Origin of the sequence: Carboxydothermus hydrogenoformans Z-2901 (assembly GCF_000012865.1) — a bacterium.
In the GTDB taxonomy this organism is placed as follows: Bacteria; Bacillota; Z-2901; order Carboxydothermales; family Carboxydothermaceae; genus Carboxydothermus; species Carboxydothermus hydrogenoformans.
This window is the reverse complement of the sequence record NC_007503.1, coordinates 2,194,572-2,210,382: the sequence shown is the minus strand read 5'-3', so window position 1 is coordinate 2,210,382 and position 15,811 is coordinate 2,194,572. Positions and strand designations below refer to the sequence as shown.

At 41.3% G+C, this 15,811-nt stretch carries 18 protein-coding genes; 14 read left to right on the top strand and 4 right to left on the bottom strand.

Features of this window, described 5'->3' with window-relative positions:
- The first annotated feature begins 14 nt into the window (after positions 1–14).
- The gene (locus tag CHY_RS11455; RefSeq protein ID WP_011345332.1) at positions 15–857 is read left to right on the top strand and encodes an SDH family Clp fold serine proteinase; all 843 of its coding nucleotides are present in this window, start codon (positions 15–17) and stop codon (positions 855–857) included.
- Between the two features lie 51 nt (positions 858–908).
- Here the strand turns inward: CHY_RS11455 and CHY_RS11450 are convergent, their stop codons facing one another.
- The gene (locus CHY_RS11450; protein ID WP_011345331.1) at positions 909–2,231 is read right to left on the bottom strand and encodes a 4Fe-4S binding protein; all 1,323 of its coding nucleotides are present in this window, start codon (positions 2,229–2,231) and stop codon (positions 909–911) included.
- The gene (locus CHY_RS11445; protein ID WP_011345330.1) at positions 2,215–2,601 is read right to left on the bottom strand and encodes a hypothetical protein; all 387 of its coding nucleotides are present in this window, start codon (positions 2,599–2,601) and stop codon (positions 2,215–2,217) included. The genes CHY_RS11450 and CHY_RS11445 overlap by 17 nt, the downstream gene beginning before the upstream one ends.
- 186 nt (positions 2,602–2,787) lie before the next feature.
- On the opposite strand from CHY_RS11445, the gene CHY_RS11440 reads away from it, so the two are divergent.
- The 8 genes from CHY_RS11440 to CHY_RS11410 all read left to right on the top strand — a co-directional run bounded on the left by CHY_RS11440 (position 2,788) and on the right by CHY_RS11410 (position 9,177).
- Complete coding sequence (locus CHY_RS11440; RefSeq protein WP_011345329.1) at positions 2,788–3,321, top strand: hypothetical protein; 534 nt, start codon at positions 2,788–2,790, stop codon at positions 3,319–3,321.
- A 76-nt stretch (positions 3,322–3,397) separates the two neighbouring features.
- Entirely contained in the window at positions 3,398–3,613 is a 216-nt protein-coding gene (locus tag CHY_RS13250) for a hypothetical protein (RefSeq protein ID WP_162485101.1), read from the top strand.
- 179 nt (positions 3,614–3,792) lie between these two features.
- Positions 3,793–4,467: a helix-turn-helix transcriptional regulator gene (locus CHY_RS11435; protein ID WP_011345328.1), complete on the top strand. Its 675-nt coding sequence runs from the start codon at positions 3,793–3,795 to the stop codon at positions 4,465–4,467.
- Positions 4,464–4,841, top strand: coding sequence for a RidA family protein (locus CHY_RS11430; RefSeq protein ID WP_011345327.1), 378 nt, complete (start codon positions 4,464–4,466; stop codon positions 4,839–4,841). The genes CHY_RS11435 and CHY_RS11430 overlap by 4 nt, the downstream gene beginning before the upstream one ends.
- Before the next feature lie 22 nt (positions 4,842–4,863).
- Positions 4,864–6,093, top strand: a complete 1,230-nt coding sequence (ilvA, locus tag CHY_RS11425; RefSeq protein WP_011345326.1) for a threonine ammonia-lyase — start codon at positions 4,864–4,866, stop codon at positions 6,091–6,093.
- A gap of 81 nt (positions 6,094–6,174) precedes the next feature.
- Positions 6,175–6,831, top strand: a complete 657-nt coding sequence (gene sdaAB / locus CHY_RS11420) for an L-serine ammonia-lyase, iron-sulfur-dependent subunit beta (protein WP_011345325.1) — start codon at positions 6,175–6,177, stop codon at positions 6,829–6,831.
- A 10-nt stretch (positions 6,832–6,841) separates the two neighbouring features.
- A complete protein-coding gene (gene sdaAA / locus CHY_RS11415; RefSeq protein ID WP_011345324.1) occupies positions 6,842–7,735 on the top strand; it encodes an L-serine ammonia-lyase, iron-sulfur-dependent, subunit alpha in 894 nt (297 codons plus the stop codon).
- 47 nt (positions 7,736–7,782) lie between these two features.
- Positions 7,783–9,177: an amino acid permease gene (locus tag CHY_RS11410; protein WP_011345323.1), complete on the top strand. Its 1,395-nt coding sequence runs from the start codon at positions 7,783–7,785 to the stop codon at positions 9,175–9,177.
- Between the two features lie 358 nt (positions 9,178–9,535).
- On the opposite strand, the gene CHY_RS11405 is transcribed toward CHY_RS11410, so the two are convergent.
- Complete coding sequence (locus tag CHY_RS11405) at positions 9,536–10,456, bottom strand: MBL fold metallo-hydrolase (protein WP_011345322.1); 921 nt, start codon at positions 10,454–10,456, stop codon at positions 9,536–9,538.
- 139 nt (positions 10,457–10,595) lie between these two features.
- Here CHY_RS11405 and CHY_RS11400 point away from each other — a divergent pair, with 139 nt between their 5' ends.
- A complete protein-coding gene (locus CHY_RS11400; protein WP_011345321.1) occupies positions 10,596–11,261 on the top strand; it encodes a hypothetical protein in 666 nt (221 codons plus the stop codon).
- A 132-nt stretch (positions 11,262–11,393) separates the two neighbouring features.
- Here CHY_RS11400 and CHY_RS12870 read toward each other — a convergent pair whose 3' ends face one another.
- Positions 11,394–12,071: a hypothetical protein gene (locus CHY_RS12870; RefSeq protein WP_011345320.1), complete on the bottom strand. Its 678-nt coding sequence runs from the start codon at positions 12,069–12,071 to the stop codon at positions 11,394–11,396.
- Between the two features lie 168 nt (positions 12,072–12,239).
- Here CHY_RS12870 and CHY_RS11390 point away from each other — a divergent pair, with 168 nt between their 5' ends.
- Genes CHY_RS11390 through CHY_RS11375 form a run of 4 tightly spaced genes read left to right on the top strand, consistent with a single transcriptional unit; the run spans position 12,240 to position 15,810 of the window.
- Entirely contained in the window at positions 12,240–13,433 is a 1,194-nt protein-coding gene (locus tag CHY_RS11390; RefSeq protein WP_011345319.1) for an NRAMP family divalent metal transporter, read from the top strand.
- A gap of 11 nt (positions 13,434–13,444) precedes the next feature.
- The gene (gene pxpB / locus CHY_RS11385; protein WP_011345318.1) at positions 13,445–14,140 is read left to right on the top strand and encodes a 5-oxoprolinase subunit PxpB; all 696 of its coding nucleotides are present in this window, start codon (positions 13,445–13,447) and stop codon (positions 14,138–14,140) included.
- A complete protein-coding gene (locus CHY_RS11380) occupies positions 14,127–14,891 on the top strand; it encodes a 5-oxoprolinase subunit PxpA (RefSeq protein WP_011345317.1) in 765 nt (254 codons plus the stop codon). Before pxpB ends, CHY_RS11380 begins: the two co-directional genes overlap by 14 nt.
- Positions 14,884–15,810: a biotin-dependent carboxyltransferase family protein gene (locus CHY_RS11375; protein ID WP_011345316.1), complete on the top strand. Its 927-nt coding sequence runs from the start codon at positions 14,884–14,886 to the stop codon at positions 15,808–15,810. Before CHY_RS11380 ends, CHY_RS11375 begins: the two co-directional genes overlap by 8 nt.
- Position 15,811 lies beyond the last annotated feature (1 nt).

Below are 15,811 nucleotides of genomic sequence, written 5' to 3'. Positions count from 1 at the left end.
TTGCGAAAATTGAGGTGAGAGGCTTGAAAGTTTCTCTTTTTGATTTTTTCTGGTTTTTACTTTTACTGATGTCGTTAATTCCAATGTTTAAGCAGCAAAAAATTGAGGTTTTACGGCTTAAAATTATCCGGGATTTTGAAACGAAGAGAAAGTCCCGGTTAATAACCATGATTCACCGGCAGGAGACGTTTAGTTTTCTTGGCCTTCCCGTTAGCCGTTACATCAATATTGAAGATTCGGAGCAGATACTGCGAGCAATTCGCCTTACCCCCGATGATATGCCCATTGACCTGGTGCTCCATACCCCCGGTGGCCTGGTGTTAGCAGCGGAGCAGATAGCAGAGGCGTTAAGAAAACATCCGGCTAAAGTTACGGTGTTTATTCCCCATTACGCGATGTCCGGTGGCACTTTAATCGCTCTTGCTGCCGATGAAATCGTCATGGATGAAAATGCGGTAGCCGGGCCGGTAGACCCGCAGCTGGGGGAATACCCGGCGGCATCAATTCTCAAAGTGGTGGAGCAAAAGGGTCCCGATAAGGTCGAAGACAGAACTTTGATTATGGCAGATATAGCTAAAAAAGCTTTAGCCCAGGTGGAAAATACGGTGGTGGAGCTTTTGTCCGATAAGATGGATTTAGAAAAAGCCCGGGAAGTGGCCAAGCTTTTATCCCAGGGAACCTGGACCCACGACTATCCCATTTCCGCCCAGCAGTTAAAAGAGCTGGGACTTCCGGTGTCGACGGACCTGCCCCGGGAGATTTATGAACTTATGGATTTATATCCGCAACCCCAGGGCCGCCGGCCTTCGGTGCAGTATATCCCGCTGCCTTACGGAAGAAATGATCTTCCCAAATAAAGATGATACCCCCTTAAATATGGGGGTATTTTTGTTAAGTCTTCTAAGTTATTACATTCTCATAGCCATCGGGAGCATAAAGAGGTAAATGTTTATTAAGAGGAAGATGATAATTAATATACTGAAGGGTAAGAAAACATTGAAGGTATTTTTAGGTTCGTTGTTTTTAGCGATTTTCCAGGCGGTGTATAGCGACAAAATTGCACCTAATACCAATATGGTATATTGCAAAAAGGTTATTGTCGAAGAGCTCACAATAGCAGGGCTCATACCTTCTAATTTTTTGCCGGTGAAAAAGGCTAAACCTGTATAATAAATTGATTTTCCTTCAGCCAAAAGGTGAAATAGGTTATGAGCTATATGCCCAGCTAAATCTAAAGGAATAAGGGAATAACCGTAGCGAGCGAAATTTTCCCAAGTTTTTTGGCGATTGGCATAAGAGGCACCTTTACTTGCAACTAAGGTTAGGACTACTGGTATGGTCATGGCAATTAAAAATAGTACTGTAAATAATACTGGATAACTATCAGTGTGGAGAATATTAGTTAAAGCTTTTTGCCATTTCTGCCAGATTTCTAACATGGTAAGGTTCTGTACAAAAACGATACCCATAATTACAATTGCCAAAAATGACTCTTCAAGGCGTGGCCGTTTAATAAACCAAAGTTCACTGGCAGGGGGTTTAAAAGAGATATTTATTGAATCATTTGGACAATTTTTAACACAATAGCCACAGAGATTACAGGTTGCGCTGGTTTGCATATTTCTAGGAACCTCAAATAACGGGCAACCAGGGGCATTTTTACTACCTTTATAGCAAGCAAGAGTGGTGCAATTTTTACAAATATCCGGGGTAGCTCGTAATTTTAGCATACCTGTTCGGGAATAGTTACCTGCAAGACCACCTAAGAAACAAAGATAACGGCACCAGGTACGCCTTTCAAATAATACTCCGGAAAAGATAACACCGGTAGTTATTAAAAGAAGCAGGATTCCTGAACCACGAGGGTTTTCGACGATTCCCCAGATGTGGTCCGACCAGGTTATGATGATAAAGGTCGCATCAATAATCCAAATTCCGTACTTTTTAAGAAAGTTGGGAACTTTAAGTTTCATTCCAGCAAATTTTTGCACAAAATCATTGATGGTGGCAAAGGGGCAGATAGCACACCAAAAGCGACCAAGCAAAAGGAAAATTAACGGGATTATCGGCCACCAAAGCACCCAGGTGAGAGCTGTACCAAAATTATCATGGGGTGATGCGGGGCCGGTGATTAGAGTATAAATAACAATGCTAAAGAAAAATAATGTAATGATCTGGAAAATTACCGGATACCAGCGGCTTTTAAGGATATTTTTAAGTACCTGATTCATTTTTCAACTCCTCTCTTTCGGGAAGATAACGGGATATAAGTCCAGTTAAAATTATGCCTGTATTTAAAATGCCTATAACTTTTAAAAAACTCCAAGGGATATCGCTTGATGCGTGAGAATCGCTGGCTTCATGGCTATCCATGCCGCTTTGTTGGTGGTCATCGGTACTGTCATTTGACATATCCGTATTTTCTGCAGACAAGGTGTTTTGCTTGTTGTTATTCATATTATCCTTTGACATTTCCATATTTCCCGAGAACATCGAGCTGTCATTAGTTACGGAATCATGCCCGCCGCTGGCCAACGTAATGTTACCTAAAATAAAGATAAACAGTACTAAAAGAGTTAGAACTTTTGTTGCTGCTTTCATAGCCTATCACCTCCTGTAGTAGATTTTGCTGTTGCTTACTTTAGCAAAAAGATGTTTAAAAAACATAACGAAAGTGTTACAAAAATTAAAACTATAAGTTGTAGTAGTTTTGTAACATTTTGATTAAGGATCCGTAAAAGTTTGCTGTTAATTATAAGTTAGTGTAAAAAAATAGGGAGGTGCGGGATGGAAATCAACAATCATTCTTTCCAAAATTCCTGGCAAAAGGTTTTGTTTCCGTATTTTAGTTATGCCTTTTATTTTCTTGGAATGGGGCTTATTTCCGGTTCTATAGTCCACATGCCTTTAAATCCTGCTCGATATTCTTTGATCATGAGTATAGGTATAGTGCTTTTCGTGATTGCCTCATATCTTTATGAGGTGAAATTAAACAGGCGAGAATTAAGTGGTACGGAAACGGTGAAGTTTTTACTATTTTCATTGTTTTTATCGGTAGGTATAGGGATGATGAGTGGGGGTATTCAGCATTTTGATGAAGAACCGGCTTATGCCAGTTACTTAATACCTGCAGGCTTAGTTATTTCGCTGATTAGCTTTACGGTAAAACATGGTATTAAGCCGAAATTAAAAGAAAAGTTAATTGCCGGGGTTGTTATTTTAACCTTAGCTTTTGCCTCTTGGACCTATCTTCAGGACTTAGCAAAAAATCCTGAAGTCATTACTCACGGACATCAGGAAGCTGAACAACATATGGATTAAAAGGAAAAGGCGAGGTAGTACACCTCGCTTTTTATATGTGTGCGCCCGGCATGGGTGCAGACTCACGGGTGCATTATTGCTGTTATTTGCAACATCTACAATTGTCTTGGCTGATACGCCAACAGATGCTTATTTGGCAGGTGGCTTTCTGTTAACACAAGACAATCCGTTGGAAGTTAGGGTTAATCCTGCACCAGATAATGGGCAAACGTTAAGTGTTGAAATCAGTAAAGACGGTAACACTTATACAGCAACTACTACAACAAAAGCAGTTATTTTTTTTTGCAAATAATATTGATAATTTTAAAAAATACGTTGATTACTAATTTTTAAGTTGCAAAAAAATTTTTATTATAAGAAGGATTTTTTATTTTTATGCAGAATTATTTCTGTGAAAAAAATTTGGCATAAAAGGTAAAATTATTTTCAAAATTACTAACAACACAAATAATCTCACTGAGGGGGGATAAGGTGAAGGAAAAGTTATTGGAAAGATTTATTCCTTTGGTAGATTTCATTGCTGCTATTGTCGGGCCACACTGTGAGGTTGTTCTACACGATGTTACAAACGTAGAGAGTTCAATTATTGCAATACGGAACGGTCATATTAGTGGGCGAAAGGTGGGAGGACCGCTTACCGATTTAGGGCTAAAATTTTTAAAAGAAAAATTGTATCAAACGCAAGATGCTATGGTTAACTATCCTGCTCGGACAAAAGATGGAAAACCGTTACGTTCGTCTACTTTTTTCATTAAGGATGATAATGGTGAATTAGTTGGAATGTTATGCGTAAATGTGGACCTTAGTACTGCTTTACAAGCACGTAAATTTATTGACGACTTTATTATGAATATAGACACAGATAAACAAGCTCAAAAAATTAATTTAAGAAGTGAGTTTTTGGAAGTTACGAACCCATCTTTAGAAGACTTAATGTCATCCCTTATTGAAGAAACTATTAAACAGTTCAACGTTCCACCGGAGCGGTTGTCACAAGAAGAAAAAATAGAAATTGTCCAAAAATTAAATGATAAAGGCTTCTTTTTATTAAAAGGTGCAGTAACCGAACTTGCAAAATATCTAAAAACCTCGGAAAGTACAATATATAGGTATCTAAACAATTATAAGAAGAGGGATGAGAAATGAAAGAAGTTATTAACACCAGCAAAGCGCCACAAGCTATTGGTCCCTATTCTCAGGCTATAAAGGTAAATGGATTTCTATTTGTCTCTGGTCAAATTGGTATTAATCCTCAGACTGGTGAACTTGTACCAGGAGGAGTTGAAGCCCAAATAAAACAGGCAATGGAAAATATAAGGCAGATCTTATCTGCAGCGGGTATGGAATTTAGCCATGTGGTTAAAACTACAATTTTTATTACCAATATGGATGACTTTACTACTGTGAATAAAATTTACAGTGAATATTTTGGTGAGGTTTTTCCGGCACGTTCATGCATAGCTGTTGCTAGTTTGCCAAAAGGCGCGCTGGTAGAAGTAGAAGTTGTTGCTTGTAAATAAATTCATTAGAAGGTGAAAATTCATGGTTTCACTAGAAGAAGTAAAAAAAGCCAGTGAAATTTTAGGCAAAATTGCCCACAAGACACCTCTCGTGTATAATACCACTCTAAGTGAAATGACTGGTAACCATATCTATTTAAAAATGGAAAACTTACAGCGTACTGGTTCATTTAAGTTAAGAGGGGCTTATTATAAAATAGCGAGTTTAAGTGAAAATGAAAAGAAAAGAGGAGTTGTTGCTTCATCTGCTGGCAACCACGCCCAAGGTGTAGCTCTGGCAGCAACCCTTTATGGAATCCGTTCCACTATTGTCATGCCAAGACACGCTCCATTGTCCAAAATAAAGGCTACAAGTCAATATGGAGCAAAAGTAGTATTGCATGGTAACGTTTATGATGAAGCGTATGAAGAAGCTAAACGAATTCAGTTAGAAACAAAAGCTACCTTCATTCATCCATTTAATGATCCACAAGTTATTGCAGGTCAGGGAACTATAGCGTTAGAAATTTTAGAAGATTTACCAGATGTGGAAGTAGTTGTAGTGCCTATCGGAGGTGGTGGTTTAATTGCAGGAATTGCAGTTGCCATAAAAAACTTAAGACCAAAGGTGCATGTTATTGGTGTTCAAGCTAAAAATATGCCTTCCATGGCAGAGTCATTAGCCCGAGGACAACTTACAAATATAAGTGGCCACCCCACAATTGCTGATGGTATTGCGGTTAGAAACCCTGGGGACTTAACTTTTGAAATTGTAAAACATTATGTAGATGATATTGTTACTGTTGATGAAGATGAAATCGCTAGTGCTATATTGTTTTTGATGGAAAGGGCGAAAACCGTAGCTGAAGGGGCTGGAGCGGTATCCGTTGCAGCTGTTTTAAATCGATTATCTCATTATAAAAAAAGTAAAATTGTAGCACTTATAAGTGGTGGAAATATTGACGTAAATCTTTTATCACGCATTATTAACAGAGGTTTAGTAAAGGATGGCAGAAAAATTTTCTTGAATACCGTTATTCCGGACAAGCCAGGAACTCTAAGCCAATTACTCCAGATAATTGCCAGCACAGGAGCCAACGTGTTATCAGTAATTCACAATCGAGAAGCTATAAATGTCCCATTGGGTTCGGCTCAGGTAGAATTGGAGCTTGAAACAGCTGAACCTGAACAGGTTGAAGAGATTCAAAGTCTTTTAAAACAGCACCATTATTTTGTCAATATTTCCCCAACGCTTACTTCATTGGATGTATAATGCAGAATTTAAATAAATTGGTACAAGTAGCCAACCGGATTGAGATTTAGTTTAAGTTAGCGAAAAGGTAGGAAAGGAAAGATGGATATTTTAGATATTATTGGACCGGTAATGATTGGGCCGTCAAGCTCTCATACCGCTGGAGCGGTGAGATTGGGAAAAGTAGGAAGGCTGGTGTTAGGGGAGGTACCGCAAAAGGCGAAAATCTACTTGCATGGCTCTTTTAAGGAAACGTATCGAGGGCACGGTACGGACCGGGCGCTTATTGCGGGATTGTTAGGATTTGATACCGATGATTCGCGGATACGGGAGAGTTTAAAAATTGCTGAAGAACGGGGATTAAAGTATGAATTCTTGCCCATAGAACTGCCCGAAGCTCACCCTAATACGGTATATATGGAGTTGACTGGGGCGAAAAATAAAGCTACGATTACCGGAAGTTCTATCGGTGGTGGTGCAGTGTTAATTACCGGTATTAATGGTTATCCTGTAAAAATTACTGCCAAGTACCCAACTTTAGTGGTCCCCCATGCTGACCGTCCAGGAGCAGTTGCCAAGGTAACATCGGTTTTAGCATGGCACGGAATTAACATTGCTCAAATGAGTGTTTCCAGGCAGCAAAAAGGGGCTGAGGCGTTAATGGTCATTGAAACCGACCAGCCGGTTGATGAAGAAACATTATGGGAAATTAAAAGACTTCCAGGGATAAATGGTGGCTTTACCATTCCCCCGCTGTAAGGAGGATGCTATGTATCTTGAATCGGTAGAACAGTTAGTTAATGAAGCTAAAAAGCTTGGCCAAACCTTAGGAGGGACAGCATTGCTGTTGGAAGCTAAAGATCGGGATGTTCCTGAGGAAGAATTAATTGCTATTATGCAAAAAAGGCTTTTAGTGATGAAAGAGGCGATTTCGGAAGGGCTTACCGGAAAACCTTCGGTAGGAGGGTTGGTGGGTGGCCAGGCGGTTAAATATAAAAAACGGCTGGATGAAGGGAAAAATTTAGCCTTGGGGGTTTTTGGTAAAGCAATTACTTATGCTTTAGCTGTAAGTGAAGCCAATGCTTCCATGGGTTTAATTGTGGCAGCTCCTACAGCAGGTTCTGCAGGGGTTTTACCGGGAGTGCTGTTAAGTTTAATGGAAGAGTATAGTATTCCCGAAGAAAAAGTGGTTGAAGGGTTATACGCTGCTGGAGCGGTGGGAGTAGTTATTGCCCATAAAGCTTCTCTTTCCGGAGCCCAGGGAGGCTGTCAGGCAGAATGTGGTTCGGCTGCAGCAATGGCTGCAGTTGCTGCTGCTGAATTAATGGGAGGAACTCCAGAGCAGGCAGTTCATGCAGGAGCCATAGCCTTAAAAGGAATGCTTGGTTTAGTTTGTGATCCGGTGGCGGGTTTAGTGGAAGTTCCCTGCGTAAAGCGTAATGTTGCGGCGGCGGTACAAGCCTTAGCGGCAGCAGATATGGCTTTAGCGGGAATTGTTTCAGCTATTCCTTTTGATGAAGTGATTGATGCAATGGGGGAAATTGGGCGGGCGCTTCCTGTATCTTTAAAGGAGACGGCTCTGGGAGGGCTTGCGGCTACCCCTACAGGTAAAGTCATTAGTGCTAAAATATACAAGCAAAACCTGATTGGTAATAAATGGTAGTTTTCGGGAAGTATAATTCAAAATTTTAATAAAAGGAGGAAGTATAAATGGTAGAAACTGAAAAAGAATTAAAAAGAGGTTTAGAGGCAAGGCACATTGAGTTAATTGCTTTAGGAGGGACCATTGGAGTAGGTTTATTCATGGGTTCAGCAAGTACCTTGAAATGGGCAGGTCCGTCTGTAATTTTAGCTTACATTATAGCGGGTATCTTCATATTTTTCATAATGCGTACTATAGGTGAAATGCTTTACATTGAACCAATCACCGGCTCCTTTGCAACTTATGCCCACAAGTACATCGGTCCTTTATGGGGTTATCTTACTGCTTGGAGTTACTGGTTTATGTGGGTAGCGGTAGGAATGTCGGAGGTAACAGCCGTAGGCATTTATATGAAATTTTGGTTTCCAACATTGCCTCAATGGGTACCAGGCCTAATAGCAATTTTGATAGTAGGTACGGCAAACTTAGCTGCAGTTAAGTACTATGGAGAATTTGAATTCTGGTTTGCGCTTATTAAAGTGGTGACAATAGTAGTAATGATTATTTTGGGGATAGGAATGATCTTTTTCGGATTTGGCAACCATGGTCGCCCCATTGGATTAGAAAATTTATATATTCATGGCGGCTTCTTCCCAAATGGTATAAAAGGATTCCTGTTTGCCCTTTGTCTTGTAGTTGCAGCTTTCCAAGGGGTTGAATTGGTCGGTGTTACAGCCGGCGAAGCAAAAGATCCACAAAGAACTCTAAGAAGGGCAGTTCAAAATATCACATGGCGAATACTAATCTTTTATATTGGGGCCATTTTTGTAATTGTCGCCCTTTATCCATGGAATAAGTTGGGGACCATTGGTAGCCCATTTGTTTTGACCTTTGCTAAAGTAGGTATTCCTGCTGCAGCAAGTATCATAAACTTTGTAGTTTTAACTGCTGCCTTATCTGGTTGTAACAGTGGTATTTATAGTTCTGCAAGAATGTTATATACATTAAGCCAAAATGGCCAAGCTCCAAAATTTTTAGCCAAGGTATCTCCTTCTGGGGTACCTGTCAATAGCCTTTTAGTAACAATAGCGTGCTTGCTAATTGGAGTAGCTTTAAACTATATAGCTCCACAAAAACTTTTTGTATATATTTATAGTGCTAGCGTATTACCGGGTATGATGCCTTGGTTTGTAATACTTATCAGTCAACTTAAATTTAGAAAACTTAAAGATAATGAAATAAAAGATCACCCATTTAAAGCTCCACTTTCACCTTACAGCAATTACCTTACGATTATCTTCTTGGTACTAGTATTAGTTGGCATGTGGTTAAATAGCGATACCAGACTATCGCTAATCATTGGAGCGGCATTTATGGCATTAATTATTATAAGTTATTATGTTTTTGGAATAGATAAAAAACAAGTTCCAGAAGTAAAAAAAATAAAAGAAGAAGCTATCTAAGTCACCGCAGGAATTTTCTTGCGGTGATTTTTTATTAATACAACAAGGGTGATTCCTTTATTAAGATAAATATAGGGGTGGCAAGACATACCGTTACCTTAAACGGCATATCAACGGGGAATTAGTGGAGGTGGAGGGGCATTAGTAGCGGTAACATTTTTAACTGCTGTTGGTCTTCGGCAAATAAATCCCGGATTTATTGCTGTTTTTCATAGTGGGTTTTTCCAGGTATTTCAAGGATTTTTGCAAAAGTTCCCGGTTAAAAGATTCAAGGTCGTTGATTTCAGGCAGGGGGACAAAAAAGCTTCGCCTGATAAAAATATATAAAAAGGACTTATGGCATTAAGCCCTAAGTCCTTTAATTTTTAAGATAAATCTGGTGAGCAATTACCTCAGCCACGGCAAAGCGGAGTTCATGGGGGCTAAGATTTTCCCCGAAAATTTTAAGGGTTATTTCATAAGGATTTAGTCCTTCAGCAGTTAATTTTTTAATTTCCTTAAGTCTTTCCTCATGGTGAGCAAAAAGTTCATCAATTCTTCCTAACATATTAGAAAAGGTATTGCCGTGACCGGGGAGGACTAAATCTACCTTGAGATTTTTTAAGGCTTCTAAGCTCTTTAAATAATCTTGCAAAGGATTTTGACCGGTGTACATCGGCCAGTAGCTGATGTTAGATGATATTCTTTCTAAGAGATGGTCTCCGGAAAATAAAAGCCCCAACTCCTCTAAGTGCAGGGTAAGATGGGAGGGTGAATGCCCCGGATGAAAGTAAGTGGTTAACAGGTATTTACCAAAGGGTACTTTTTGCCCGGGGGCCAGGAAAGTTACTTCCGGATGAGGAGCGGTCATTTCCCGGTTTCTGGTTGTGTGGAAAAGTATTTCCCGGCTTTTTTCTTCGGGTACTCCAGCTTGTAAGTAAAACTCGGCAAATTTGGAATAAATCTCTTGCGGGTCTTTTACAAAAAAGCCCAGGGCTGCGGTAAACTCCTGCGGTGCCATGTAAACCCGGGCCCGGGATTTCTGCTGCATGTAGCCGGCAAGGCCGTAATGGTCCGGGTGGTAGTGGGTTAAGTAAATGGTTTTTAAATTTTCCCACTTAAGCCCTAAATCAGTAACTACTTTTTCCCAGGCGGCTTGAGCATCAGGATAGTTGATTCCGGTATCGATAACATACCAGCCTTTTTCATCAAAAGTTAAATAGCAGTTAATATACTTTAAAGGAAAAGGCACCGGAATTTTAACCCGGTAAATCTCTGTTTCTAAAATTTTTTCCACCATGCGCATCCCCTCTTTCTATCTGATAACTTTATTTTATGCCTAATACTCTTTTTTTGCAAAATTTTTTTATGACCCCCTTAAAATTTTAAAAGCTTACGAATATTATAGTGAAACCAAAAATTAAAAGGAGGTAGATACCATGAGAAAGCTCTTAGCAGTAGTATTAACTTTATCCCTGGTAGTGGCCTTTGCCGGGTTTGCTTTGGCCGAAGAAGGGACTACTCCGACGGTTACCGCTACTACATACACTACGGTAACTAACACTACAGTTACTGATGCTACTTATAATAATACGGTAACTGATACTACGTATAATACAAATTCGGTAACTGATACTACTTACTCACAACCAGCAGTATGTATGGCGGTTTACACTTATGCCGGAGTAGTAACTTATAACAAAGATGGGGTGTTTACCGTAGCCAAATTAAACAAGAACGTTACCATGTCTAAAAGCTTTACCGTTCCTGACCCGGCAGCGGTAAAGGTAACCGGCATAAAAGGGCTAAAAATTTTTACTTTAGTAGAGAAAAAAGCTGGAAAAAAGACTATCTCTGTTCCGAAATTTGTTAAGTATACGGTAAAAGACTTGGCTTCAATCCCGGTAGGGGCAAAAGTGGTGGTCAAGTACGATGCTCAGGGGACTTTAAAGGAAGTAAAAGTAGTTGGTGGGATTGTGAATAAAAAAGAAATGCAGGATTTAATGAAGATGAAGCGGGATACGGCTAAAACAGTAGCAGCACTAAAAGCCAAGGTTCAGGCAGAAATAAAAGCTAAGGTTCAGGCGGGAAAAGCTAAGAAATAAGAAAATAACTAACCCCCTGCGGTTTACCCTGCAGGGGGTTTTATAACTGTAGGGGCAGCTCCTGCTGCCATTATTTGGTCGACAGGAGTCGACCCTACATCAAAATAACGTCGACAGGAGTCGACCCTACGTTTATTTTTTTCTTGCAAGCTTTTTCTTTACATCAAAAACCTTCTGAGCATACTCCCTGGATGCCTCCAAAGAAAATTCATTTAAAAACTGTTGATAATTTTCTTCAATTTCCTCTAAGGTTTTATGGTGTAGGCTTGCTAATTTTACGGAATCGTTGTAAATGGCCATTTCTTGCTGGTTGCCTTCCCCTGCCAAAAGCTTTTCCACCGCCGCATAGGCTTCCTCAGGAAGTTTTGCCTTCCGGGCAAGTTCCTGGCGGGTGCTTTTTTCAGCAATTTTGTGAAAGTAAGCCGCTACTACCGGTACCAGGGGAGAAACCTGAAGCTTTTCGGCCAGCTTTTCGGCATATTCCCCGGCTTTTAAAGATAAACCCAGAAGTTCCGGCTGGTTAAGCAGGTACTTTCGAACGTTAACTTCTACTCTTGTTTTAACTATTTCCGGCTGACTTTGGATTTCATGAGCAACTGCTCCTAAACATTTATCGGCGTAATTACACCAGGCGGCGCAACCGGGATTAAATTTAGGATTGGTGACAAAGTTTTTGCAGTGCGGGCATTTTATGGTAATGTCATCTTTCCAGAACTCAATCATTTCTCCGCAGTGCGGGCAGGGAGCTTCAAAAATATCATCGATTTTCCAGAAACTCCGGTCTTGCCCGGGACATTTCCACATACCCATAATCCCACTCCTTTCCTTACCACTATTAAACTTCAAAATTTAAGAAAATTCTGTGATATATCCCACAAAATGCCGGTGGGAATACAATATACATTAAAAACGGTACTTTTATTAACTAAAGTAGAAATATATACTTTTTAAAGGGAAAAATAGAGAAAGGGTGAGATTATGGGGAAAAAAGACGTTAGTGCAGGAGCAGTTTTAGGGGCTGCTTTTTTAATGGCAACTTCCGCCATCGGTCCCGGCTTTTTAACCCAAACAGCGGTATTTACCGAGCAACTTCTCACAAGTTTTGGTTTTGTTATTTTAATGTCCATTTTACTGGATATTGGAGCGCAGCTTAACATCTGGAGAATTATTACCATGACCAGAAAACCGGGACAGGAGTTAGCCGATGAGGTACTGCCCGGACTGGGGGTAGTTGTTACTTTTTTAATTGTTTTAGGGGGTTTTGCCTTTAATATCGGTAACATTGCCGGCACAGGCCTTGCGGTTAATGTCTTAACCGGTCTTAGTCCGGAATGGGGAGCGGTGATTTCTGCGGCTTTTGCCATTTTAATTTTCTTATCCAAGGATTTAGGGAGTAAAATTGATTTAACGGCCAAGATTTTAGGCGGGCTTATGATTTTGCTAACAGCTTATGTGGCGGTAACTACCAGGCCGCCGGTAGGTGAAGCGCTTTACCGGACTTTTGTCCCGGCTAAAGTTGACTTTTTAGCGATAGTGACTTTGGTCGGGGGGACGGTGGGCGGTTACATAACTTTTGCGGGAGGCCACAGGCTTTTGGATGCCGGCATTGTGGGAGAGGAAAATTTACCGGAGGTAACAAAAAGTTCACTTTCTGGTATAATAATTGCCGGATTAATGCGGATTTTATTGTTTCTGGCGGTTTTGGGTGTGGTGGCTAAAGGGCATACTTTAGATCCCAATAACCCGCCCGCTTCGGCTTTTAAAATCGCTGCCGGTACCTTGGGTTATAAACTTTTTGGCCTGGTACTATGGGCGGCAGCGATTACTTCGGTAATTGGTTCTGCTTATACCTCCATGTCATTCTTAAAAACTTACAGCAAGAAAGTACGCGAAAACTACAATATTGCCATTATCCTTTTTGTGCTTTTATCCCTGGCGGTGTTCGTAAAGTTTGGTAAACCTGTAAAGCTTTTAATTTTAGCCGGAGCTTTTAACGGTTTGATTTTACCTATTACTTTAACGGCCATGCTTTTAGTTTTACGCAAGAAAGAACTTTTTGGGAACTATCGCCATCCGGTATGGCTTACTATTTTTGGGGTGGTGGTAGCTCTGGCGGTAGGTTACTTTGGTATAGTTAGCTTTAAAGACCAGTTTTTAAAGCTTTTAAGTTAAAAGGAGGAAATATGTATAAAATTTACTCCCTGGGAGAGCGTTGTCTTGGGATTTATTTTGCAAAGGAAATAAGCCGGGAAGTAAACCAGAAGGTTATAGCTTTAGACCGGAAATTGCAGGGAATTCCCGGAATCCTGGAAACGGTACCCACCTACCGGGCTTTAGCGGTATATTTTGAGCCGGCGGTAATAAGCTTTTGGGAGCTAAAAAAATTGGTGGAAAGATTAGCGGAAAATCTTAAAGACGGCGGTGGGCAAGAAGAAACTCCCCGCTTATACCGGATACCGGTAGCTTATGGCGGGGAGTTTGGTCCCGACCTTGAGGAAGTGGCAAGGCTTAATAATTTAACTCCCGAAGAAGTTATAGCTATTCATACGAAAAACCGCTATTATATTTACATGCTTGGCTTTACGCCAGGCTTTCCTTATCTTGGGGGGTTGGACCCGCGAATTGCTGCCCCCCGTAAATCATCACCGCGGCCACGGGTGGAAGCGGGCTCGGTAGGGATTGCGGGGATGCAAACGGGGATTTATCCGGTGGCATCTCCCGGTGGCTGGCAAATTATCGGAAGAACCCCTCTGCGACTGTTTAATCCGGAAAACCCTGAGGCTCCCTTTTTACTGGAGCCCGGAGGATATATAGAGTTTTATCCGATAAGCGTTGAGGAATACTTCCGGCTGGGAGGGGGAGAAGTTGAAGTATATTGATCTAAACGCCGATATAGGAGAAAGTTACGGTAATTTTAAAGTAGGTGAAGATGAAGCCATCTTGCCGCTGGTTTCCAGTATAAATGTAGCCTGCGGCTTTCATGCCGGGGATTTTATGGTTATGGCTGAATGTTGTAAGCTTGCCCGGGAATATGGCGTAAACCTGGGAGCTCATCCCGGCTACCCGGACCTCTGGGGGTTTGGCCGCCGGAGCATTCCTTATACTAAAGAAGAAATAACCAATATGCTTTTATATCAGCTCGGGGCTCTTTCGGCTTTTGCCAGGGCGGAAGGGGTAAAAATTACCCATGTAAAGCCTCACGGAGCCCTTTATAACGATGCGGTGGTAAAAGTTGAAGTGGCCGAAGCGGTGGCCAGGGCGGTTTGGGTTTTTGATGCGGAAATAGCTATTGTGACTTTACCCTACGGCAGACTTTTTGAAATAGCCAGTGAGATGGGACTTACTGTTATCCGGGAAGGGTTTGCCGACCGGGGCTATTTACCTGATGGTCGGCTGGTTCCAAGAAATCAGGAAGGGGCCAAAAAGACGGGAGATGAAGCGGTCGCTCAGGCTATAGCGTTAGCCGAGGGCTGGGTAAAAGCTGTGGATGGTACGGTTATAAAAGCGGAAGTGGATACCATTTGTGTACATGGTGACAATATCGAGGCGGTAAAACTTGCCCAAAAAATTAACCGGGAATTGTTAAACAAAAATATTTACGTTCAGGCCTGGAGGAAAAAGCGTGCTTAAAATACTAAAACCCGGAAATTTAACTACGATCCAGGATGGTGGGCGTTTTGGCTATCAGCGATACGGCCTTGGTCCCGGAGGGGCAATGGATTTAAATGCATTTTCGATTGCCAACAAGCTGTGCGGTAACGATGATTTAAAGGCGGTTATAGAGTTTAACGCGGGAATTTCGGTGAAATTTTGCCAGAGTACGGTTTTTGCTCTAACCGGTGGTAAATACCGGGCTTTTTTAGACGGAGGACCTGTTCACTTCTGGCAATCCTATTTTGCACCTGCCGGAAGCGTTCTGGAGATTACCGGCCCCTACGGGGGTAACTGGGGATATCTCGCGGTAAAGGGCGGTTTTATAGTACCCGAAGTACTGGGAGGGAGAGGAACCAATCTTTTAGCGGGGTTCGGAGGTTTTTTGGGCCGGGCTTTAAAAAAGGACGATGAAATACCCTTTGCCGAATTTGAAGGGAACTTTAAAAAACGCTATTTTTTACCCGAAGGACGTTTTGCCCTGTACGAAAATGACCAAATTTATTTTATTCAGGGGCCGGAATGGGAATATCTTTCCAAGGATAGCGCTGAACGGTTAGCATCGCAACCTTTTACCTTAAACCCAGCGTTTAACCGGATGGGCTACCGTTTTTCGGGTCCAACGCTAACTCTTGCTGAAAAGGAAATTATTTCCGCTCCGGTGCCTCTGGGTGGGATGCAGGTAACAAAAAATGGGGAACTCATTGTCTTACTTGCCGACCGGCAGACCACCGGTGGTTATCCCCTGATAGGTGTAGTCGCTGGAGAAAGCCTTTCCCGATTGATCCAGAAAACTTCCAAAGAGAAAATTTTCTTTAAACCAATCCCCCTGCAGGAAGCCGAGGAAAGGCTGTATAATTTAAATAAGGTGATTGAGGAAAGTTTCTGGGAGGTTTAAT